This window comes from Pseudomonas sp. 57B-090624 (assembly GCF_003234055.1).
Lineage (GTDB): Bacteria > Pseudomonadota > Gammaproteobacteria > Pseudomonadales > Pseudomonadaceae > Metapseudomonas > Metapseudomonas tohonis.
In genome coordinates, this window is sequence record NZ_QKRU01000038.1 from 1 (window position 1) to 22,716 (window position 22,716).

The 22,716-nt window shown below is 68.3% G+C and carries 19 protein-coding genes; 10 read left to right on the forward strand and 9 right to left on the reverse strand.

Annotation, left to right across the window (positions count from 1 at the left end):
• The first annotated feature begins 638 nt into the window (after positions 1–638).
• The gene (locus DMX10_RS18290; RefSeq protein ID WP_111262384.1) at positions 639–806 is read left to right on the forward strand and encodes a DUF2897 family protein; all 168 of its coding nucleotides are present in this window, start codon (positions 639–641) and stop codon (positions 804–806) included.
• Positions 807–855: 49 nt separating this feature from the next.
• Positions 856–1,614 carry a CPBP family intramembrane glutamic endopeptidase gene (locus DMX10_RS18295; protein WP_111262385.1) on the forward strand — a complete coding sequence of 253 codons (759 nt, stop codon included), beginning with the start codon at positions 856–858 and terminating at the stop codon, positions 1,612–1,614.
• On the opposite strand, the gene DMX10_RS18300 is transcribed toward DMX10_RS18295, so the two are convergent.
• The 3 genes from DMX10_RS18300 to DMX10_RS18310 all read right to left on the reverse strand — a co-directional run bounded on the left by DMX10_RS18300 (position 1,565) and on the right by DMX10_RS18310 (position 3,933).
• Complete coding sequence (locus DMX10_RS18300; protein ID WP_371921705.1) at positions 1,565–2,350, reverse strand: substrate-binding periplasmic protein; 786 nt, start codon at positions 2,348–2,350, stop codon at positions 1,565–1,567. The two genes, DMX10_RS18295 and DMX10_RS18300, sit on opposite strands and share 50 nt — an antisense overlap.
• Before the next feature lie 110 nt (positions 2,351–2,460).
• Complete coding sequence (locus DMX10_RS18305; RefSeq protein WP_111262386.1) at positions 2,461–3,255, reverse strand: ABC transporter substrate-binding protein; 795 nt, start codon at positions 3,253–3,255, stop codon at positions 2,461–2,463.
• Positions 3,256–3,309: 54 nt separating this feature from the next.
• Positions 3,310–3,933, reverse strand: coding sequence for a TetR/AcrR family transcriptional regulator (locus DMX10_RS18310; RefSeq protein WP_197970226.1), 624 nt, complete (start codon positions 3,931–3,933; stop codon positions 3,310–3,312).
• 209 nt (positions 3,934–4,142) lie between these two features.
• Between DMX10_RS18310 and DMX10_RS18315 the strand changes: the two genes are divergently transcribed.
• The 8 genes from DMX10_RS18315 to DMX10_RS18350 all read left to right on the forward strand — a co-directional run bounded on the left by DMX10_RS18315 (position 4,143) and on the right by DMX10_RS18350 (position 15,596).
• Complete coding sequence (locus DMX10_RS18315; RefSeq protein WP_111262387.1) at positions 4,143–5,936, forward strand: acyclic terpene utilization AtuA family protein; 1,794 nt, start codon at positions 4,143–4,145, stop codon at positions 5,934–5,936.
• 7 nt (positions 5,937–5,943) lie between these two features.
• Positions 5,944–6,813 carry an SDR family oxidoreductase gene (locus tag DMX10_RS18320; protein ID WP_111262388.1) on the forward strand — a complete coding sequence of 290 codons (870 nt, stop codon included), beginning with the start codon at positions 5,944–5,946 and terminating at the stop codon, positions 6,811–6,813.
• A gap of 3 nt (positions 6,814–6,816) precedes the next feature.
• Complete coding sequence (atuC, locus tag DMX10_RS18325; RefSeq protein ID WP_111262389.1) at positions 6,817–8,433, forward strand: geranyl-CoA carboxylase subunit beta; 1,617 nt, start codon at positions 6,817–6,819, stop codon at positions 8,431–8,433.
• 49 nt (positions 8,434–8,482) lie between these two features.
• A complete protein-coding gene (gene atuD / locus DMX10_RS18330; RefSeq protein ID WP_111262390.1) occupies positions 8,483–9,640 on the forward strand; it encodes a citronellyl-CoA dehydrogenase in 1,158 nt (385 codons plus the stop codon).
• Positions 9,637–10,431, forward strand: a complete 795-nt coding sequence (atuE, locus tag DMX10_RS18335; protein WP_111262391.1) for an isohexenylglutaconyl-CoA hydratase — start codon at positions 9,637–9,639, stop codon at positions 10,429–10,431. The genes atuD and atuE overlap by 4 nt, the downstream gene beginning before the upstream one ends.
• A 241-nt stretch (positions 10,432–10,672) precedes the next feature.
• Positions 10,673–12,664 carry a geranyl-CoA carboxylase subunit apha gene (gene atuF, locus DMX10_RS18340; protein WP_111262392.1) on the forward strand — a complete coding sequence of 664 codons (1,992 nt, stop codon included), beginning with the start codon at positions 10,673–10,675 and terminating at the stop codon, positions 12,662–12,664.
• A 113-nt stretch (positions 12,665–12,777) separates the two neighbouring features.
• Positions 12,778–13,602, forward strand: a complete 825-nt coding sequence (locus tag DMX10_RS18345) for an NAD(P)-dependent oxidoreductase (protein ID WP_111262393.1) — start codon at positions 12,778–12,780, stop codon at positions 13,600–13,602.
• A 167-nt stretch (positions 13,603–13,769) separates the two neighbouring features.
• Positions 13,770–15,596: a long-chain-acyl-CoA synthetase gene (locus tag DMX10_RS18350; protein WP_111262394.1), complete on the forward strand. Its 1,827-nt coding sequence runs from the start codon at positions 13,770–13,772 to the stop codon at positions 15,594–15,596.
• Between the two features lie 416 nt (positions 15,597–16,012).
• Here DMX10_RS18350 and DMX10_RS33455 read toward each other — a convergent pair whose 3' ends face one another.
• From DMX10_RS33455 to DMX10_RS18380, 6 genes are all read right to left on the reverse strand, one after another.
• Entirely contained in the window at positions 16,013–16,609 is a 597-nt protein-coding gene (locus DMX10_RS33455) for a hypothetical protein (protein WP_146603031.1), read from the reverse strand.
• A gap of 87 nt (positions 16,610–16,696) precedes the next feature.
• The gene (locus DMX10_RS18360; RefSeq protein WP_111262396.1) at positions 16,697–17,035 is read right to left on the reverse strand and encodes a hypothetical protein; all 339 of its coding nucleotides are present in this window, start codon (positions 17,033–17,035) and stop codon (positions 16,697–16,699) included.
• The gene (locus DMX10_RS18365; protein ID WP_111262397.1) at positions 17,032–19,470 is read right to left on the reverse strand and encodes a hypothetical protein; all 2,439 of its coding nucleotides are present in this window, start codon (positions 19,468–19,470) and stop codon (positions 17,032–17,034) included. The genes DMX10_RS18360 and DMX10_RS18365 overlap by 4 nt, the downstream gene beginning before the upstream one ends.
• A gap of 59 nt (positions 19,471–19,529) precedes the next feature.
• Positions 19,530–20,333, reverse strand: coding sequence for a hypothetical protein (locus DMX10_RS18370; RefSeq protein ID WP_111262398.1), 804 nt, complete (start codon positions 20,331–20,333; stop codon positions 19,530–19,532).
• Positions 20,330–20,920: an RNA polymerase sigma factor gene (locus tag DMX10_RS18375; protein ID WP_256604834.1), complete on the reverse strand. Its 591-nt coding sequence runs from the start codon at positions 20,918–20,920 to the stop codon at positions 20,330–20,332. The genes DMX10_RS18370 and DMX10_RS18375 overlap by 4 nt, the downstream gene beginning before the upstream one ends.
• Position 20,921: 1 nt before the next feature.
• Positions 20,922–22,685 (reverse strand): VWA domain-containing protein, encoded by a 1,764-nt coding sequence (locus DMX10_RS18380; protein WP_111262400.1) that lies wholly within the window; start codon positions 22,683–22,685, stop codon positions 20,922–20,924.
• Between the last annotated feature and the right edge of the window lie 31 nt (positions 22,686–22,716).

The following is a 22,716-nucleotide window of genomic DNA, read 5'->3' on the forward strand; positions in this document are numbered from 1 at the left end:
GCCGTGCATTTCGGCCCGGTTGTGATTGGTCGCGTAGATGAGCAAGAGCAGAAGGAGGGTTATCTATCCTTGAAAGTGTCACCCATGTGACTGAACTCTTTTGTTACCCATGTGGTTGATCCATACACCCCTGCATACGGCCCGACTGCGTCGGGTTCCCTCGCTCCATCATCGTTTCAGGGGCACGCCGCGAAGGGCCATCCATGGCCCATCGCGGCTCTCGCGACATCCATGTCGCTCAACCCCTGAAACGACGATTGCGCTCGGCCTCCTGAAGGGGCGTTTGGCCGCTGCTCCAGCTCTGGTGCTCAACACTTCACATTGATGTGCGCATCACCACCGGGTGGATGCCGTGGCTGGTGGCTTTCGTAGGATGGTGTAGAGCGAAGCGAAACCCATGCGGTGGATGTGTCAGGAATCCAGAATCGTCCTGAAAGCACCGTTCTTGAGCCTTTCTGTTGAATCCACAACAGCTAACGCAGACAGAGCCAATTCATTCGCCCGCTCTTCGTGGGAGCGAATCCATTCGCGATCGGTCGTGCAGGCAATCACCGATCACCACGGGCGAACGCCAAGGGAACGCGGCAAGCGCAGCGCGTTCGAATTACAGTAGCGGCCCCACCTCGAAGGAGATTCCCATGCCCTGGTATGCCTGGTTGATCCTGATTCTCGCCATCGGCTCCATAGTCGGCGGCCTGATGATGCTGCGCGACACGGCAAAGAAACTGCCCCTGACCGAGGAGCAGCTCAAGCGCATCCATGAACGCAATGCCGAGATGGACGCCAAGGAAGCCAAGGAGCGCTGACACCCGCCCGCTCGGCGGTTACAGTGCGGCACCGCTACAAGGAGGTGCCATGCCGCTCCATCTGCAGATCCTGCTTCCGCTCTTCACCCTCGCCCTGGGCCACGGCTTCGGGCAGGTGTCCCCTACCGGGCTGGCCTGCGGGCTGGCCTATGCCTTCTGGGTCCTGGCCGCGCCGAAACTCCCGGCGCGCCTGTGGTTCCCCGTCACCCTGCTGGGCAGCATCGCCTTCGCCGCGCATCTGGTCCCCGGGTTCTCGCCCCTGCCGCTGGCCGAGCCGCTGCGCCTGAGTGCCGACGCGCCGCTCTACGCGCTGCGCCTGTCCTGGGACAAGACGCTGGTGGGCATGACGCTGCTGGCCTGGTGGCTGGGCCGACCGCCGCAGGTGATGGCGGCTCGCTGGCGCGCCACGGCGCTGACAGCGGTGGCCACGCTGCTGGCGGTGCCGGGGCTGGCCCTGGGGCTTGGCCTGGTGGACTGGATGCCGAAATGGCCGGAGCTGGTGTGGCGCTGGCTGCCGGTCAACCTGCTGGCGGTGGTGCTGGCGGAGGAATTGCTGTTCCGCGCCCTGCTGCAGAGCGCGCTGGTGTCACGCCTGGGCGCGTCGGCAGGGGTGGCGATCACCGCCCTGCTGTTCGGCGCGGTGCACCTGCCGTTCAGCCCGCTGTTCGCGGCCGTGGCAGCCGTGGCAGGCCTGGGTTACGGGCTGGCCTTCCACTTCAGCGGGCGACTGGGGGTGGCGATCGCGCTGCACCTGGCGGTCAATCTCTGCCATCTGGCAATGCTGAGCTATCCAGTGAAGCTGGGCTGACCTGGATCTGGTAGCGCCCGAAGATGCGTTGCAGGTCGCCCTTGGCGCGCAATTGCTCCAGCAGCGCGGTGAAGCGTTCGGGGCTGATCGGCGCGCCGGGGCGCAGCAGCGCGTAGTGACGGTAATGCTGGTCGACACGGGTGGACACCAGGAACTGCCCGGCCTGATCGGGGTTCTTCTCCAGGTACATGCCCAGGTAGGACCGGGTGACCAGGGCGATGTCCGCCCTGCCCCGCAGCACCATCAGCAGGTTGCTGTCGTGGGAATAGGTCATCAGCGCGTTGAATTCGCGGGTCAGGTACTCGGGGTCGGCATCGAAGCCGGCGAACCCATAGTGATAGCCGCTGTAGAGCGCCAGGCGCTTGTCCACCAGGGTGCGGAAGTACTCCTGGTCACGGGAGACGCGTCGTTGGGCGACGAACACCTCGGCATCCTCCAGGCCCATGTCGATGCGCGCGCCGGGGATGTCCTGCCAGCCCCAGTCGGGGTTCTCGAACACCGCCATGTCGATGCGACCGGCCTGGAAGTCGCGAAAGCGCCGGGGGATGGCCGTCGGCAGCATGACGAATTCGAACTCGTGCTGTTGACCGTTGAGTGCCGCCAGCAACTCCGGCAGCAGGCCGGTGGCCTCGGCGGACTCGGGCTTGATCACATAGGGGGGAAAGTGCGCGCCGCCGACCCGCACCAGCTCGGTCGCCTGGGCGCTGCCACAAGCGGCCAGAAACAGCACGGCCAACAGTGCATGGCAGAAAGAATCCCTAAATCCCCATCTCGCCGATCCGTAGCGAAGGCCTGCCTGGCAGGCTGATGCAAAAACCATGGTGTCCCCGATATCGCGCCGCTCGTTCATCGTCGGTCGTTTTTCTTGAACGTCAGCTGGTACTTGGCCAGCAGCCGTTGGAATGCCTCGTCGTCCTGCAAGTTCTGGAGCAAGCCGGCCATCTCATCGCGGGTGATCGGCGCATCCGGACGCAGCATCGCGTGCAGATGGTATTCCTGATCGATCCGACGGGAAACCAGCAGGTTGTCGCGCAGCGCCGGCTCCCTGGCGAACAACAGATCCAGGTAGGAGCGCGTGACCACGGCTATATCGGCACGACCGTGCAAAACCATTAGCAGATTGCTGTCGTGGGAGTAGGTCAGCGTGGCGGAGAAGCGTTTGAAGAGGTACTCGGGATCGGCATTGAAGCCGGCGAAACCGTAGTGATAGCCGCTGTAGAGCGCCAGGCGCTTGCCGGCCAGGTCATCGAAAAAAGCCTGCCCGCGCCCCGGCTGTTTGCGTGCGATGTAGACCTCGGCGTCGGAGGTGCGCATGTCGATGCCCTGGTAGCGCACGCCGTTCCAGCCCCAGTCCGGGTCCTCGAACAGCATCAGGTCATAGCGGCCCTGCTCCAGATCGCGGTAACGGCGAGCGGCCGACGTGGGCACGATGCTGAAGTGGAACCGCCCCTGGAGCCGGTTGAGCTGCGCCACCAGGTCGGGAACCAGGCCCTGGCCCTGCTCTTCGGGCTTTATCAGGTAGGGCGGGAAGTGGTAGCCGCCGACCAGTATTTCCCGGGGCCGTGCCGCTGACGCGCTGGTGCAGCAAAGGCACAACGCAAGCAGTACAACACCCGAAAACACAAGCCGAACGGCAGACATCGAAGCCCCGGAGAAGAGGAAACCCGCACGCTGGCAAGACTAGCTCAAGGGCCTTCAGACTTCCTTGATCACCAGCGACAAGGCTTCCTCGCAGAGCTGGTCGAGGGACATCGCGCCCTCGGGGCGGAACCAGGTGGTGGTCCAGGACAGCGCGCCGGTGAGGAAGCGCCGCAGGATGAAGGGATCGGCATTGAAGTAGCCCTGGGCCTTGGCCTCGCCCAGCACATCCAGCCAGAGCAGCTCATAGGCATCGCGCAGCTCGAGGATGTAGCGCTGGCCCTCCTCCGACAGCGAGCGCCATTCGTAGACCAGCACCGCCATCGCCTCGCCGGTGCCACCCATGATCGATTGCAGCTCGCAGCGGATCAGCGCCAGCACCCGTTCGCGCAGGTTGGTCGCATCGGCCAGGGAGGCCTTCATCAGCGCGGTGTTGTAGAGGATGGTCTCCTCCATCACCGAGCGGAGGATTTCGTCCTTGCTCTTGAAGTGATGGAAGATGCTGCCCGACTGGATGCCCACGGCGCCGGCCAGGTCGCGCACCGTGGTGCGTTCGTAGCCCTTGCTGCGGAACAGGTGAGCGGCGGTCTGCAGCAGCTTGCCGCGGGCGCTCTCGGGATCGGTCACCTGCCCGGTGGCCACCAGTTCGCGCATCACTTCTTGGGCTTTTTGGTCGTCCAGGCTCATCTATCCCCACTACCTCGGCTGCACGGCGCTTGCCCATCCAACTTAAGAATGGGGCGCAAGTCTCTGTCTTGATTCGTGAAATCTATGCTGCACCCGCCGCCCAAGCAAGCGCTTGGGTAAAAAACTGCTCGGGCATACTTTTCAACCAAGCGCTTGCTTGGTAATGTCACCAACACCTCCTTCGAGTGATACGGGCCCGAACAATGACTAGAACCGTACGCATCGGTTGCGCCTCCGCCTTCTGGGGCGATACCTCCACCGCAGCCGCACAGCTGGTGAACGGTGCGCCGCTGGATTACCTGGTATTCGACTACCTGGCGGAGATCACCATGTCGATCCTCGCCGGCGCTCGCATGAAGAAGCCCGACGAGGGCTACGCCACCGACTTCGTCGAGGTCCTGGCGCCACTGCTGCCGGCCATCGCCGATAAACGCATCCGGGTGATCAGCAACGCCGGCGGGGTCAATCCCCAGGCCTGCGCAGCCGCCCTCGCCGCCGCCTGCGAGAAGGCCGGCGTCACCCTGAAGATCGCCGTGCTGCATGGCGACAACCTGCAACCCAAGCTCCCCGCCCTGGCCAAGGCCGGCGTCACCGAGATGTTCAGCGGCGCGCCGCTGCCGCCCATGTGCGTCTCGGTCAACGCCTACCTCGGCGCGCCGGGCATCGTCGCCGCGCTGGAGCAAGGCGCCGATATCGTCATCACCGGCCGGGTGGTGGACAGCGCGGTGGTCAGCGCCGCCCTGGTGCATGAATTCAAGTGGAGCTGGAACGACTACGACCGCCTGGCCCAGGCCGCCCTCGCCGGCCACATCATCGAATGCGGCGCCCAGTGCACCGGTGGCAACTTCACCGACTGGGAGCAGGTGCCCGACTACGAGCACATCGGCTTCCCCATCGTCGAAGTCGAGGCCGATGGCCGCTTCACCGTGACCAAGCCCGCCGGCACCGGCGGCCTGGTGACGCCCTTCACCGTCGGCGAGCAGATGCTCTACGAGATCGGCGACCCCCGTGCCTACCTGCTGCCGGATGTGGTCTGCGACTTCACCCGGGTGCGCCTGGCCCAGGTCGGCGAGCACCGCGTCAGCGTCGAGGGTGCCCATGGCCTGCCGCCCACCGACCAGTACAAGGTCAGTGCCACCCACCCGGACGGCTTCCGCTGCACCGCCAGCTGCCTGATCGCCGGCATCGACGCGGTGAAGAAGGCCGACCGCGTGAGCCGCGCCATCATCGCCAAGACCGAGGAGATCTTCGCCGCACGCGGCTGGGGCCCCTACCGCGAGGTGAGCATCGAGCTGCTCGGCAGCGAGGCCACCTACGGGCCGCACGGCCGGAGGCAGGACAGCCGCGAGATCGTGGTCAAGCTGGCCGTGCGCCACGCCAAGAAGGAAGCACTGATCCTCTTCTCCCGCGAGATCGCCCAGGCCGCCACCGGCATGGCGCCGGGCCTCACCGGCATCGTCGGCGGGCGCCCGACCGTGTACCCGGTGATCCGCCTGTTCTCCTTCCTGGTGGACAAGGCCGCCTGCGACCTGGACGTGGAACTGGCCGGCGAACGCCACCCCGTGGCCCTGCCCGTGCTGGAAGCCTTCGACGCCGCCAGCCTGGCCGACGACATCGCCCCGCCCGCGCCCCAGGGCCCGGCAGAGGCCAGCGTGCCGCTGGTGAAGCTGGCCGTGGCGCGCTCCGGCGACAAGGGCAACCACAGCAACATCGGCGTCATGGCGCGCCAGAGCGACTACCTGCCCTGGATCGCCGAGGCGCTGACCCCCGAGGCGGTGGTCGACTGGATGGGCCATGTGCTCGACCCGCAGATCGGCCGCGTGGCGCGCTGGTACCTGCCTGGCAGCCACAGCCTCAACTTCCTCCTGGAGAACGCCCTGGGCGGCGGTGGCGTCGCCAGCCTGCGCATCGACCCGCAAGGCAAGGCCTTCGCCCAGCAACTGCTCGAATTCCCGGTCCCGGTGCCCCGCGCCCTGGCCGACAGCCTGAAAGGATAAGCACGCGATGGCCTACGATTCCGTGTTCAAACCCGGCCTGTTCAGCGGCCAGACCATCCTCGTCACCGGCGGCGGCAGCGGCATCGGCCGCTGCGTGGCCCACGAGCTCGCCCACCTCGGCGCCCACGTGGTGCTGGTGGGGCGCAAGGCGGAAAAGCTCGAAGCCACCGCCGGCGAGATCATCGAGGACGGCGGCAGCGCCAGCTGGCAGGCCTGCGACATCCGCGACGAAGAAGCGGTCAAGGCCATGGTCAAGGCCGTGGTGGCCGAGCGCGGCCCCATCCACCACCTGGTCAACAACGCCGGCGGCCAGTTCCCCGCGCCGCTCATCGGCATCAACCAGAAGGGCTTCGAGACCGTGGTGCGCACCAACCTGGTGGGCGGCTTCCTGGTGGCCAAGGAGGTCTTCCTGCAGAGCATGAGCAAGACCGGCGGCAGCATCGTCAACATGCTCGCCGACATGTGGGGCGGCATGCCCGGCATGGGCCACTCCGGCGCCGCCCGCGCCGGCATGGAGAACTTCACCAAGACCGCCGCCTACGAGTGGGGCCACGCCGGGGTGCGGGTCAACGCCGTGGCGCCGGGCTGGATCGCCTCTAGCGGCATGGACACCTACCCTGAATCCATGAAGTCGATGATCCGCTCCCTCAAGGACCACGTCCCGCTGCAGCGCATCGGCACCGAATCCGAGGTGGCGGCCGCCATCGTCTTCCTGCTCACCCCCGGCGCCAACTTCATCAGCGGCAACACCATCCGCATCGACGGCGCCGCCAGCCAGGGCACCCGCGCCTGGACCCTGGGCAAGGCCCGCGCCAGCGAGTCCTACAACGGTTTCCACCGGGCCTACATGCCCGCCGTGTTCAAGGACGAGGAGTAAGCCATGGCCGTCATCCACTCCGAACTGGACACCCAGGGCGAAGAGTTCGCCCGCAACCGCCAGGCCATGCTCGCCGCCATCGACAGCTTCCGCGATGTCGAGCGCAAGGTCCTGGACAAGGCCTTCGAGGCCAAGCCCAAGTTCGAGAAGCGTGGCCAGCTGCTGCCCCGCGAGCGCCTCAACCTGCTGCTTGACCCCGGGGCGCCCTTCCTCGAGCTCTCGTCGCTGGCCGGCTACAAGCTGCATGACGACAAGGACGGCACCCAGGCCGGCGGCGGCATCATCGCCGGCATCGGCTACGTGGCCGGGGTGCGCTGCCTGGTCACCGCCAGCAACAGCGCCATCAAGGGCGGCACCATCTCCCCCACCGGCCTGAAGAAAACCCTGCGCCTGCAGCAGATCGCCTTCGAGAACAAGCTGCCGGTGATCGCCCTGACCGAGAGCGGCGGCGCCAACCTCAACTACGCGGCGGAGATCTTCGTCGAAGGTGCGCGCGGCTTCGCCAACCAGGCGCGCATGTCCGCCATGGGCCTGCCGCAGATCACCGTGGTGCACGGCTCCAGCACCGCCGGCGGGGCCTACCAGCCGGGCCTCTCGGACTATGTGGTGGTGGTACGCGGCAAGGCCAAGATGTTCCTCGCCGGCCCGCCCCTGCTCAAGGCCGCCACCGGTGAGGTGGCCACGGACGAGGAGCTGGGCGGTGCCGAGATGCACGCCCAGGTCGCCGGCACCGCCGAGTACCTGGCGGAGAACGACGCCGACGCCCTGCGCATCGCCCGCGACATCCTCGCCATGCTGCCGTGGAACGCCCAGTTGCCGCCGCGTGAGCAGCGCCAGTGGCGCGAGCCGCTGTACCCGGCCAGCGACCTGCTGGGCCTGGTGCCGGCCGATCCGAAGAAGCCCTACGACGTGCGCGAGATCGTCGCGCGCATCGCCGACGGCTCGGAGTTCCTCGACTTCAAGAACGAGTTCGACAGCCAGACCGTCTGCGGCCACCTGCGCATCGAGGGCCAGCCCTGCGGCCTGATCGGCAACAACGGCCCGATCACCCCGCGCGGCGCCGCCAAGGCGGCGCAGTTCATCCAGCTTTGCGAGCAGAGCAACACGCCCATCCTGTTCCTGCACAACACCACCGGCTTCATGGTCGGCACCGAGTCGGAACAGCTGGGGGTGATCAAGCACGGCTCGAAGATGATCCAGGCGGTGGCCAACGCCACCGTGCCCAAGCTCACCCTGGTGGTGGGCGGCTCCTACGGCGCCGGCAACTACGCCATGTGCGGCCGCGGGCTGGACCCGCGCTTCATCTTCGCCTGGCCCAACAGCCGCACCGCCGTGATGGGCGGCGCCCAGGCCGGCAAGGTGCTGCGCATCGTCACCGAGGAGAAGCACGCCAAGGAGGGCAAGGAAGCCGACCCGAAGATGCTCGACATGCTCGAACAGGTCACCGCCCAGAAGCTCGACAGCCAGTCCACCGCGCTCTACGGCACCGCCAGCCTGTGGGACGACGGCCTGATCGACCCCCGCGACAGCCGCCAGTTGCTGGGCTACCTGCTGGACATCTGCGCGGAAGCCCAGCGGCGACCGCTGAAAGCCAACAGTTTCGGCGTCGCCCGTTTCTGAACCGAACGATCACGGTGCGCACGACGCACCCCAAGAGGAGAACGACAGGATGATCTTTACCCAGGAACACGAAGAGCTTCGCCGTACCGTCCGCAACTTCGTCGACAAGGAAATCAACCCGCACGTCGACCAGTGGGAGAAGGAAGGTCGCTTCCCCATCCACGACATCTTCAGGAAGGCCGGCGAGCTGGGCCTCCTGGGCATCTCCAAGCCCGAGAAATTCGGCGGCATGGGCCTGGACTACAGCTACTCCATCGTCGCCGCCGAAGAGTTCGGCACCATCCATTGCGGCGGCATCCCCATGTCCATCGGCGTGCAGACCGACATGTGCACCCCGGCGCTCGCGCGCTTCGGCTCCGACGAGCTGCGCGAGGAGTTCCTGCGCCCGGCCATCGCCGGCGAGATGGTCGGTTGCATCGGCGTATCCGAAGTGGGCGCCGGCTCCGACGTCGCGGGCCTCAAGACCAGCGCCCGCAAGGACGGCGACGACTACGTGATCAACGGCAGCAAGATGTGGATCACCAACTCCCCGTCCGCCGACTTCATCTGCCTGCTGGCCAATACCTCCGACGACAAGCCCCACGTCAACAAGTCGCTGATCATGGTGCCGATGAACACCCCCGGCGTCAGCGTCAGCCCGCACCTGGACAAGCTCGGCATGCGCAGCTCGGAGACCGCCCAGGTGTTCTTCGACAACGTCCGCGTGCCGCAGCGCAACCGCATCGGCCACGAAGGCGCCGGCTTCATGATGCAGATGCTGCAGTTCCAGGAAGAGCGCCTGTTCGGCGCGGCCAACATGATCAAGGGCCTGGAGCACTGCATCGACGCCACCATCGAGTACTGCAAGGAGCGCAAGACCTTCGGCAACGCGCTGATCGACAACCAGGTCATCCACTTCCGCATGGCCGAGATGATGACCGAGGTGGAATGCCTGCGCGCCCTGGTCTACCAGGCCACCGAAATGTACGTGAAGGGCAAGGACGTCACCCGCCTCGCCTCCATGGCCAAGCTCAAGGCCGGGCGCCTGGGCCGCGAAGTCACCGACTCCTGCCTGCAGTACTGGGGCGGCATGGGCTTCATGTGGGACAACCACATCTCCCGCGCCTACCGCGACACCCGCCTGGTCTCCATCGGCGGCGGCGCCGACGAGATCATGCTGGGCATCATCAGCAAGCTGATGGGCATCCTGCCCGGTAAGAAGAAATGAGCCTGCCCGCCTGCGAAACCCTGCTGCTGGAGCAGGCGGGCGGCGTGCTCCACGTCACCCTGAACCGCCCGGACGCGCGCAACGCCATGAGCCTGGCCATGGTCGGCGAACTGCGCGCGGTGCTGGCCGCCGTGCGCCAGGGCGGTGACGTGCGCGCCCTGGTGCTGCGTGGCGCCGATGGGCACTTCTGCGCCGGCGGCGACATCAAGGACATGGCCTCGGCGCGCGCCGCCGGCGCCGAGGCCTACCGCGAGCTGAACCGTGCCTTCGGCAGCCTGCTGGAGGAAGCCCAGGCCGCCCCGCAGGTGGTGATCGCCGTACTGGAAGGCGCCGTGCTCGGCGGCGGCTTCGGCCTGGCCTGCATCTCCGACATCGCCATCGCCCACCAGGGCGCGCAATTCGGCCTGCCGGAAACCGGCCTGGGCATCCTGCCCGCGCAGATCGCCCCCTTCGTGGTCAAGCGCATCGGCCTGACCCAGGCCCGCCGCCTGGCCCTCACCGCCGCGCGCTTCGACGGCAACGAGGCGCTGCGCCTGGGCCTGGTGCACTTCGCCGAGGCCGATGACGCCGCCGTCGACGCACGCCTCGGCGCCACCCTGGAGCAGGTGCGCCGCTGCGCCCCCGGGGCCAACGCACGGACCAAGGCACTGCTGCTGGCCACCGAGGAACGCGAGCTGGGCCCGTTGCTGGACGACGCCGCCCAATGGTTCGCCGACGCCGTGACCGGTGCCGAAGGCGCCGAAGGGACCATGGCCTTCGTACAAAAGCGCAAACCGACCTGGGCCCAGTGAACACCAGCGGTGGATCGATAAAGCGCGACCCACCCTAAGCAACACCGTGGCACCCGTAGGGTGGATGTCGCTCTTCACATCCACCGCAACACCGAACACAACAGGCGGATCGACCCAACCCGATCCCCACGCAACACCGAGGCACCCCGTAGGGTGGATGTCGCTCTTCACGTCCACCGCAACACCGAACGCACACAGCCCGGGCCCCGGACACCCTCCGGCCCCCAGCAGGAGCACGAAGATGCCCGCATTCAACAAGATCCTGATCGCCAACCGGGGCGAGATCGCCTGCCGGGTGATGCGCACCGCGCAAGCGCTCGGCTACCGCACCGTGGCGGTGTACAGCGAAGCCGACCGCGACGCCCGCCACGTGCAGCTCGCCGACGAGGCGGTGTGCATCGGCCCGGCCCAGGTGGCGCAGTCCTACCTCAAGGTCGAGGCGATCATCGACGCCGCCCGGCGCACCGGCGCCGACGCCGTGCACCCCGGCTACGGCTTCCTTTCCGAGAACGCCGAGTTCGCCCGCGCTTGCGAGGCCGCCGGCATCGTCTTCATCGGCCCCAGCGTCGAAGCCATCCACCTGATGGGCAGCAAGCGCCTGTCGAAGATCGCCATGCTCGAAGCCGGCGTGCCCTGCATCCCCGGCTACGAGGGTGCCGAGCAGGACGACGCGACCCTCGCCCGCGAGGCCGAGCGCATCGGCTACCCGCTGATGATCAAGGCCAGCGCCGGTGGCGGCGGTCGCGGCATGCGCCTGGTGCACGAAGCCGGCGAGCTGGCCGCGCAGATCCGCACCGCGCGCTCCGAAGCGCAGAACGCCTTCGGCTCCGGCGAGCTGATCCTCGAACGCGCGGTGATCCGCCCGCGCCACGTGGAGATCCAGGTGTTCGGCGACCAGCAGGGTACCCTCCTCTACCTGGGCGAGCGCGATTGCTCGGTGCAGCGCCGCCACCAGAAGGTGGTGGAGGAAGCCCCCTGTCCGGTGATGACCCCGGAACTGCGCCGTGCCATGGGCGAGGCCGCGGTCAAGGCCGCAGCCTCGGTCAACTACACCGGCGCCGGCACCGTGGAATTCCTCCTCGACGCCGAGGGCCGCTTCTACTTCCTGGAAATGAACACCCGCCTGCAGGTGGAGCACCCGGTCACCGAGCTGGTCACCGGGCTCGACCTGGTGGCCTGGCAGATCCAGGTCGCCGCCGGCCAGCCGCTGCCCCTGGCCCAGAACGACATCCGCCTCGATGGCCACGCCATGGAGGTGCGCCTGTACGCCGAGGACCCGGCCAGCAACTTCCTCCCGCAGACCGGCGACGTGCTGCGCTGGGAGCCTGCCCTCCTGCCGGGCATCCGCATCGACCACGGCCTGGTGGAGGGCCAGCCGGTGACGCCCTTCTACGACCCCATGCTGGCCAAGGTGATCGCCTGGGGCGCCACCCGCGACGAAGCCCGACGCAAGCTGGTACGCGCCGTCGAGGATTGCGTGCTGCTGGGCGTCAAGGGCAACCAGCGCTTCCTCGCCAACCTGCTGGCCCACCCGGAGTTCGCCGCCGGCCACGCCACCACGGCCTTCATCGGCGAGCACTTCGCCAACGACCCGAGCCTCGCCCCGCAGGTGCTGCCGGCCAGCGAGCTGGCCGTCGCGGCCGCCCTGCTCTACCAGGCCTCCGCCCAATCCCGCGCCCACCAGCCCGGCCTCGCCGGCTGGCGCAGCGCCGGCAGCGCGCCCTGGCGCTTCGTCCTGCGCCAGGGCGAACAGAAGCTGGCGGTGGAGCTGGAAGTCGAAGCCAGCGGCCCGCAACCGCGCCTGCTGGCCCGTATCGGCGAACAGGCCATCGCCCTGCACCTGCTCGCCAGCGATGGCCGCTGGGCCACCCTGGAGCTGGACGGTATTCGCCGCCGCCTGGCCTACCACCTGGACGGCCCGCGCCTGTGGCTGCATGGGCGGCAGGGCAACGTCGAACTGCTGGACATCACCCACGAACCCGCCGGCGGCCAGGGCGGCGCCGGCTCCGGCACCGTCAAGGCCCCCATGGACGGCGCCATCGTCGACGTCCTCGTGGGCGAAGGCGATCGCGTCGCCAAGGGCCAACTGCTGGTGGTGCTGGAAGCGATGAAGATGGAACACCCGCTCAAGGCGGGGGTGGACGGCATCGTCCGCCGCGTCCAGGCCACCGCCGGCGACCAGGTCAAGAGCCGCCAGGTGTTGGTGGAAGTGGAAGAGCAGCTTGAAGCTTGAAGCCTGAAGCTGGAAGACAAGAGCAGGCTGGTGCGGGCGGGCTTCTAGCTTCCGGCTTCTAGCTTCCGGCTTCCGGCTTCCATACCCGACAACAACAATTCAGGAGCACTGCAATGAGCCTTTCTGCCAAAACCCTGTTCATCACCGGTGCCAGCCGTGGCATCGGTCGCGAGATCGCCCTGCGCGCCGCTGCCGATGGCGCCAACATCGTCATCGCCGCCAAGAGCGCCGAGCCCCATCCCAAGCTGGCCGGGACCATCTTCAGCGTGGCCGAGGAGGTCGAGGCCGCTGGCGGCAAGGCCCTGGCCCTGCAACTGGACGTGCGCGACGAAGCTGCGGTGCGTGATGCCATGGCCCAGGCCGCCGGGCACTTCGGTGGCATCGACGTCCTGGTGAACAACGCCGGTGCCATCAAGCTGGTGGGCGTCGAGCAACTGGAGCCCAAGCGCTTCGACCTGCTGTACCAGATCAACACCCGCGCGGTGATGGTCTGCAGCCAGGCCGCCCTGCCCTACCTGAAGCAGAGCGCGGGCGGGCACATTCTCAACCTCTCCCCGCCGCTCAACCTCGCGCCCAAGTGGTTCGCCCAGCACGGCCCCTACACCGTCACCAAGTACGGCATGAGCATGCTCACCCTGGGCATGAGCGAGGAGTTCAAGAAGTACGGCATCAGCGTCAACTCGCTGTGGCCGCAGACCATGATCGCCACCGCCGCCATCGAGTTCGAGCTGGGCAGCCGCGACGCCTTCAAGCGCTCGCGCACCCCGGCGATCATGGCCGACGCCGCCCACGCCATCCTCTCCAGCACCGGCCGCAGCATCACCGGCCGCCTGCTGGTGGACGAGGAGATCCTCCGCGAACAGGGCCAGACCGACTTCGAGCGCTACCGCTTCGATCCCGAGGGCGGCAGCCTGGTGCCGGACCTGTTCCTCGACTGACGCCCGGGCCACGCCCGCCCCGTGCCGGACGCCGCGCGGGGCGGGCGTCGCTATTTGCCCATCTGCCCGGCGTTCCCCGCGCCACGGTCATACCGCTTTGCCCGAGCGGCTTCTACAGTCGTGAAAGCGCCATTGCCTGCCCACAACAACGACAAAGTGCGAGAGCCATGACCCAGGCCGATCTGATTTCCCCGTTCCGCTTCCTCGCCCGCCTCCCGGGCAATCTGCCACGTGTGCCGCGCATGCTGCTGGGCCTGTACTACACCGGCATCCGCAACCGCGAGAAGTCGCTGTCCCTGGGCTGGGCCCTGGAGCGTGCCGCGCAGAAATTCCCCCAGCGCCCGGCGGTGATCGACGAGACCCGGCGCCTGACCTATGCCGAATTCAACGCCTGGGCCAACCGCCTGGCGCACGCGCTCAAGTCCGAGGGCGTGTCCCACGGCAAGGTGGTGGCGGTGATGCTGGAGAACCGCATCGAGGTCCTCGCACTGCTGGCGGCGCTGGCCAAGCTCGGCGCCATCGGCGCGCTGGTCAACACCACCCAGCGCGGCAAGGTCCTGGCCCACAGCCTGACCCTGGTCAAGGCCACCCATTACCTGGTCGGCGAGGAGCTGCGCGAAGCCTTCGAGGAAGTGGAGGCCGAACTGGGCAATACGAGCGGGCGTCGCTACTGGATCGACGACGCCGACACCCGGCGCGACCCGGGCCAGGCACCGCGCGGGTGGAACAACCTGATGCGCATGGCGGGCGAGCACAGCGCCGACAATCCGGCGGAAACCGCCAGGGTGCGCCTCAAGGACCCCTGCTTCTACATCTACACCTCGGGCACCACGGGCCTGCCCAAGGCCTCGATCCTCAGCCACGGCAAGTGGATCAAGGCCTATGGCGGCTTCGGCCACTCCGGCCTGGGGCTGACGGATAGCGATGTCTTCTATCTGACCCTGCCCTGCTACCACAACAACGCGGTCACCGTGAGCTGGGCCTCGGTGCTGGCCGGTGGCGCCGCCATCGCCCTGCGCCGCAAGTTCTCCGCCAGCAGCTTCTGGAAGGACGTCGCGCAGTACCGGGCCACCTGCTTCGGCTACATCGGCGAACTGTGCCGCTACCTGCTGAACCAGCCGCCCAGCGAGGAGGAACGCAACAACACCCTCACCTGCATGATCGGCAACGGCCTGCGACCGGCCATCTGGGCCGAGTTCAAGGAGCGCTTCGGCATCGAGCGCATCACCGAGTTCTACGCCTCCAGCGAGGGCAACATCGGCTTCACCAACGTCTTCAACTTCGACAACACCGTGGGCTTCTCGCCGGCCACCTATGCCATCGTCCGCTACGACCTGGAAAACGACCGGCCGGTGCGCGACCACAAGGGCTACCTGGAGAAGGTCGGCAAGGGCGAACCGGGCCTTCTGATCAGCGAGATCAGCGCCAAATGGCCCTTCGACGGCTACACCGACCCGGCCAAGAGCGAGTCGGTGATCCTGCGGGACGTGTTCAAGAAGGGCGATGCCTGGTTCAACACCGGCGACCTGATGCGCGACATCGGCTGCAAGCACGCCCAGTTCGTCGACCGCCTCGGCGACACCTTCCGCTGGAAGGGCGAGAACGTCTCCACCACCGAGGTGGAAAGCGTGCTGGGCGCCTTCGGCGGCGTCGAGGACGCGGTGGTCTATGGCGTGGAGATCCCCGGGACCAACGGTCGCTGCGGCATGGCCGCACTGCGCCTGGGCAGCGGTTCGCAGCTCGACGCCCAGGCCGTGGCCGCCCACCTGGACCGTGAACTGCCGCCTTACGCGGCGCCGCTGTTCATCCGCCTGCTGGAGGAAATCGAGACCACCGGGACCTTCAAGTACAAGAAGACCGACCTCAAGAAGAACGGCTTCGACCCCAGCCAGGTCAGCGAACCGCTGTTCGTGCGCCTGCCCGGCGAAGACGCGTTCCGCCCCCTGGACAGCACGCTGCACCAGGCGATCCAGAGCGGGGAGTACCGCTTCTGACCCCACCCTTCGACGCGGGTTCGCGGGCCAGGGCTGGCAACGCGGAGTTGGGCCGGACGTAGGGTGGATGACGCTCTGTTCATCCACCAGGAGATCCTGCAGCAAGCACCGGCGCCCGCCTCGTGGGAGCGAATCCGTTCGCGATGCAATACCCGGCGACTCGCCGCCCCGAGCCGGCTGCAGATCTTTCGCGGCTCAAGCCGCTCCCACAGGGAGAGCCCGCCGCAAGACCGGACCTGGCTGTGTTGGGCCTCTCTGCGCTCGGCGCCAACCTAAGGCACCGCGCCCAACCCGAACCCCAGTGCCAACCGGCGTGTAGGGTGGATGGCGCCCTTTCCATCCACCAGCGGGGTCGCCGGCGAGCACGAAAGGTGGACCGGTGAAACGGGGTCCACCTTGCGCTGCGACTAGCGCCGTTACTGCTTGAACTCGAACTGCAGCTCGGCGCCTTCCACGGAGCGCCAGTAGTCGTCTTCCTTCTCGTTGGTCAGCAGCTTGCCGTTGAGCTGGAAGGGGCCCTGCTCGGGCGCCTTCTCGGTGAACATCGGCGGCAGCAGGGGCTCCTCGGCCTTGCGTTCCTCGACCATCTCGGGCTCGAGCTTTTCCACCAGGTGCCTGGGCAGGCGCAGGTCGAGCTGGGCCTTGGGCAGTTCGGTCTTCTCCGGCTTGCGCGCATTGCCGGCCGGGCTGGTGGCGGGCTGGGCTGCCTTGGCCACGGGCTTGGCCTCGGCCTTGGGCTTGGCTTGCGGCTTGGCTTGCGACTTGGCTTCGGGTTTGGACTCGGCCTTGGCCACGGGCTTGGCCACGGGCTTGGGCGCCTCACTCGCCACCCTGGGGGGCTCGCTGGCCGGCTTGGCCACAGGTGCCTCCCTGGCCGGGGCGGCAGGCTCGGGCTTCGCGACCTCGGTCACCGGAGGCGGGCTGGCGGGTGGTTTCTGCGGGGGCGGTGCGTCCTGCTCGCAGCCGGCGAGCAGGCCCAGCAGCAACGGCAGGTAGAAGGGAAAACGGGTCATGGGCAGTGTGCAGGGCAAGGCATGAAGGGCCATGCTCGCCCCTCGATCCCGCCCTGGCAACCCCGGGGCCGGGAACTTGCCAAAGTTTTACACCCCTTCCCGGCCGGTGAACACCGCCCAGATCAGCAGGCCAAAGGCCAGGGTGTGAACCAGGCTGCCGAGCAGGTTGATGGCCGCGTAGAAATACATGGGCTCCGCGTCGGGCCAGATATCGAAGGCCAGGATCGGGATCAGCGCGTGCAGGCCGATGGTCATGCCCTGCCACACCAGCAGGATCAGCATGCTGGCCAGGCACAGGCCGGCGGCGCGGGGCTGGGCACGCCAGAAGCGCGCGGCCATGGCGCAGCCCAGGAGCCAGGTCACAACCAGGGGCAGCAGGCCGATGGAGCTGAGCAGAGAGAAGATGGCGGAAGGGCTGTCGGTCATGGGGCTCTCCAGGGGTCGAGGTGGGTGGAATCCAGGTGCTGCCAGAGGTCGATGCGCTCCCGCTCCGCATCGGGCAGCCAGAGGCCCCCTTCGCGGCGCAGCGGTTCCGCTCGCAGCGCCAGCAGCTCATCGAGGCTGAAACGACGCGGCTCGCCGGCATCGTCTTCCACCTCATGGGCGTAGGCGTGGACGCGCATGCACAGGCCCTCGCCATCGAAGCCTTCGAAGCGCGGCATGAGGCCGATGGGATCGGCGCAGCGATACAGGCGGTGTTCGTGGGTATCCAGCACCAGCAGGTGCCAGAGCGGATGGCTGCCGGCCCGTGGATCGTGGTACTCGCCGAAGCGGGTCAGCGCCAGGAAGCGGCCATCGGCCGACCAGATCATCGCCGGCCCCAGGTCGGCGATCGCGCAGCCGGAGGCGGTGAGCAGGCACCCACCCATGCGGGGCTCCTGCTCGCGCAGGTAGCTGTCGGCGAAACGGTTCTCGCAGCCGAACAGCCAGGCGGCATCCACGCCACCGGGCGCAGGCAGGACGAAATCCCCCAGCGCATTGGCGACCGGCGGGCGCTCGGCCAGCCGCCAGGTCGGCACCAGGCGCAGCGCATCCGGGTCGACCGCCACCCGCGCCACCTCGTAGTAGAAACGCTCGCCGCCAGCGGCCATGAAGGCGGCAGCCCGCCGTGCGTCCGGGGCCGCTTCGGTGAAACGCTGCAGGGGATTGGATTCGCACCCCTCGGGCAGGCGCCCGAGCACATGGGCAAGGCTGACGATGCCCTCGCGGAAGTCGTGCAGCCGGGCGATCGCCAAGGGGCGCTCCAGCGCCAGCAGGCGACGCTCGCGGACATCCGCCACCACCAGGCGATGGGGAGCGGCCGGCGCCTCGGCGAACGCCACCAGGGCCAGGTAACGCCCGCAGTCGGAAACCCGGTGATCCAGGCACCATTCACCGTCGAGCAGCCAGTCGCCGATGCGGCAGGCGAATGCGCCCTGACGGCCGTCCGCACCCTCGCGCAGCCACTCCAGGCGCGGCACCTCGCCATTGGCCATGGGCTGCAGCTCCAGGCTGGCGCCGCTGCGCCCCGCGCCGTCCAGCGAGACGCCGAGGCACAGTTGCGTCAGCCGGTGCTCGCCGGCCAGCGCACGGCCCAGCTCATCGACCCCGGCCAGGATCTCGCTGTCGCCGTGGATGCTGTACAGGCCATAGCCGAAGCCCAGGCGGTCGGTGCCGGCATAGTCGAGGTAGGCCGCGCGCCAGGTGCGGCGACCGTCGAGGCGCAGCGGCGCGCCCAGGTTGAGACGGGGCTCGCCCTCAAGGGATTGCCAGGGCTCGTCGAGCAGGCGCCAGCCCTCGCCCTCCGCCCATAACCAGCAGTCGTTGCTCCAGCCCCGTTCCAGCTCGGCAACGGGACGCGCGCGGCATACCAGCGCCTTGCCATCCTCCCGCCAGATGACCGCTTCGCCGTCGGCCAGCAGCAGGCCGCTGGGCTCGTCGTCGAGCACCAGTTCGCAGGCGGGGTTGGCCAGGGGCGCGAGGGGGTTGTCCAGCTCGCGCAGGGTGCCCGGCAGGTGGGGAACGCCACGCAGGCGGTGGCTGCCCGTCGGGGCGGGGAAATCGCGCGCGGCGGGCAGGTGTGCGGCCCGGTCCGGGCTGAGCCAGAGATCGCCCACGGCGATGAAGTCTTCGCTGCGGGCATCGGCCAGCAAGGTATCGAGGCGCGCCACGACGGCCTGGTTGGACACCAGTGGGCTGTGGCGACCGCGCAGCACCTCGCCATCGAAGGCATCCAGCTCCCAGAACTGCGGAGCGTTGGTGCAGTGATGCAGGCGGCGCAGCTGGCGGTCGAAGATCACCAGGCCCCACTCGCCCCGGGAGGGGATGGGCGCGGCCAGGTAGCGGCCGTCGCTGGAGAAGCACAGCGAGCTGCCCAGCCCCTCCAGCACCACGCCGTCGGGCAGCAGGTGGTCGCACCAGGCGGGCCCGCCCATGGCGATCTCGCCCCAGTTGAAGCTGCGCACGGGTTCACCTTCGGGCGTCAGCAACGGGCCGCCGCTGCCCCAGGCGTTGGCGCCCGGCTCGGGCTCGGCAAGGCCCAGGCGACGCTCCCACGCCGCCACTGAGGCAAGGCCGAGGAAGACCGCGGCGATGCCGGCGAAGATGCCCCAGTAGCCAGGCAGCAGCCGCCCCACACCGATGCCGAAGCCGATCATGGCGCAGGACAGTTGCGCACTGATGCGCCGGGCCAGCGCCTCGCGCCCGGTGCATGCCGCCAGGCCGAGGGCGAGAACGTGCAGCAGCACCAGGGCCGCCGACAGCGGCAGGGGCAGCATGGCGCAGAGGATGATGGGCAGGAGGGTCAGCGCGAGCTGGACGCACAGCTCCAGCAGCAGGCGGCCGAGGCTCTTTTCGTCGTGCCCGGAAGATGAAAGGGACAATCACGCGCTCCTTGCTCCGGTCGCGGTCCCGGCGGTGCTGGTTCACCGCCGAAGCCGGACTAGCGGCGTTCCCCGAGCCGTTCCAGCTCGGCCTCGATATCCAGTTGCGGGTGATCCTGGCGCAGGCGCGCCAGCAGCGCGTCGGCGGCCTGGGTGTCGCCCTGCTCGCGCAGTTGCAGCAGCTCTTCGAGCTGCTCCACCAGGGTGGCTTCCTTGGCCTTGCCCGGTGCCATGCGCGGCTTGGCGGCCAGGGTGGAGGCTTCGGCCTTCAGCGCCTCGGCGGCCTGCTCGTGCGCGTCGGCCTGATCGCTCAGGGCCGCCACCGGCGCCTGGCGCTGGGCTTCTTCGGCCAGGCGCGAGGCCGCCATCTTCTTCGCCTCGCGGGCCATCTGCGGTGCCTCGGCCGGCGCCGGAGCGGCGTAGGCCTGGATGGACGGCTCCGGGGCACTCTCCATGCTCCCGGCAACGGCGGTGTCGCCGGCAGCGACGCTGGAGCGGGCCATCGGTGCAGCAGCGGGCGCGGCGGGCACGATGGGCGCCGGCATCATCATCGCCGCCGGGGCCGGGGCGCTGTTGCCGTAGTCGAGGTCAGGGCGATCGAGGTTGCGCCAGGTGAGGCTGACACCGATGCCCAGGCAGGCCAGGCCGGCGAAGGCCACGGACCAGCGCTGGCGGCCACCGGGGCCGAACAGCCAGGCGTGCAGGCGCTCGCCCAGGCCCGGCCTGGCGGGCCGCACGGCATCGCGGGCCGCGGCGAGGATGCGCGCATCCAGCTCGGCGGAAGGCTCGCCGGCATCATGGGCACGGAAGTGGGCGAGCAGGTCGCGCTCCAGCCCATCCGGCTTGCGTGGCTCCTGGTTCATGTGGATACCTCCTCGGTGGCAGCCGGATCGGCCAGCAACCGACGTAGCTTCTGCAACGCGTAGCGCAGGCGGCTCTTCACCGTCTCGGCGGGCGTGCGGGTCATCTCGGCGATCTCGTGCAGTTCGAGCTCGCCATGGGCGCGCAGCAGGAAGACTTCGCGCTGCTCACCGGGCAATTCCTCCAGGGCGGCCTGCAGGCGCTGGCGATCACGGCTGAGGCTCAACTGTTCCTCCGGGTCGTCGCTGCTGCCCGGCAGGGCATCGCCGTGCAATTGCTCGTCGAACTCCTCGACGCGGCCATGGAGCCGCCCGTGCTTGCGCCAATGGTCGATCAGGCGATTGCGGGCGATCTGGTAGAGCCAGGTCTTGAACGCCACCTGTTCGCGCTGCTCGGTGGCGCTGCGGATCAGGTTCAGCCAGGTTTCCTGGAAGATCTCCTCGGCCAGGCCGGCGTCGCCGCACAGCCCGCAGAGAAAACGGTAGAGGCCGAGGCGATGGCGTGCGTAGAGCACGCCGAAGGCCTCGGCATCGCCGTGTCGGTAGCGCCGCAGCAGCGCGGCGTCGTCATCCGTGATGAGTTCGCTCAAGTCACTCGATCCGTGCCTGTGAAGGAGTTGGATTTTGCAGGCTTTGTGCGAGTTCGACCAGTTGCACGAATTCGCCGCGCAGGCCGAAGCGATCATCGCCACGGGCACCTCGGGCCAGCGCCAGGGTGTCGTTGAAGCCGAAGCTGCCGGTGTACTGCCCGCCCTTGAGCTGCTGGGCGAAGGCGGCCACGGCGGCGGCGAAGCGCAGGTCTTCGCTGGCCCCGGCGATCGCGGGCACCTCGGCGGCGGCGATGGGACGCTCCAGCAGCTTGCTCTGCTCGCTGCCCGGCGCCTTGTAGCGGATGCGCAGCCAGGCCAGCTCGGAGGATTTGCCATCGGCCTTCTGCGCCTGCTGGTAGCGCAGCGGCTCCAGCCAGCCCCTGCCGCCGGCCGGGACGATCTCGTAGAGCGCGGTGACGGTGTGGCCCGCGCCGATCTCGCCGGCGTCGACCTTGTCGTTGCTGAAGTCCTCACGCTTGAGCGCGCGGTTCTCGTAGCCCAGCAGGCGGTATTCGCTGACCTGGGCGGGGTTGAACTCGACCTGCAGCTTGACGTCCCTGGCCACCACCTTGAGCGTCGAGCTGAGCTGGTCGACCAGCACCTTGCGCGCCTCGCGCAGGCTGTCGATGTAGGCATAGTTGCCGTCGCCGGCATCGGCCAGTTGCTCCATGAGCTGTTCGTTGTAGTTGTCGGTGCCGAAGCCCAGGGTGGTCAGCGAGACACCCCCCTTGCGCTTCTCGGCGGCCAGTTGCTTGAGGCTTTCGAAGTCGCTGATGCCGACGTTGAAGTCGCCGTCGGTGGCCAGGAGGATGCGGTTGATGCCGTTCTTCAGCAGGCCCTTCTGCGCTTGGGCATAGGCCATCTGGATACCGGACTCGCCTGCGGTGGAACCGCCGGCGGCGAGCTGGTCGATGGCGGCGCGGATCTTCGCCTTCTCGCTGCCGGGGGTGGATTCGAGCACCAAGCGGGCCTCGCCGGCATAGGTGACCAGGGAGACACGGTCCTCGGCGCGCAGCTGGTCCACCAGCAGCTTGAGGGTGCCCTGCACCATGGGCAGGCCGTCACGGCGGTCCATGGAGCCGGAGACGTCGACCAGGAACACCAGGTTGGCCGGCGGCAGCTGCTCGACCTGGGTGTCGGAGGCCTTGATGGCGATGCGCAGCAGGCGCGCCTCGGGGTTCCAGGGCGAACGCGCCAGTTCGGTGCCGATGCCGAAGGGCACGTCGCCCTGGGGCAGCGGGTAGGCGTAGGGGAAGTAGTTGACCAGCTCTTCCAGGCGCACCGCGTCCTTGGGCGGCAGCTGGCCGTCGTTGAGGAAGCGGCGGATGTTGGCGTAGCCGCCGGTGTCGACATCGATGCTGAAGGTGGAAACCGGGTCGCTGGCCACGGCGTGGATGGGGTTGTCGGCCAGGTGCGCATATCGCTCGCGGCCCTCGTCGCGGTAGCCGGCGGCCAGGGCGTCGCTCATGGGCGCGGGGGCCACGGGCATGGCCATCGACCCCGCCACCGCGATCGGGGCCGAGCGCTTGGCCACTGTCGCAGGGGCATAGGCGGCGTTCGGCTCCGCGGCGGGCTTGGCCAGTTCCTGCAGGCGCGCGTCGTCGTTGGCGCTCACCGAACCGCTGACCTCGGCTTCGGCCTTGGTCTCGCTCGCACCGGGCGTGGTGCCGGATTCATGCCCCTGGCAGGCGGCCAGGGCGAGCAGCAGGCCGGCGGCGAAACCGGCGGCGAGGGGTTGGCGGAGCAGTGCGGCGGGGGTGGTCATGGCGTGTCTCCTGGGGACGGAATGTCCATAC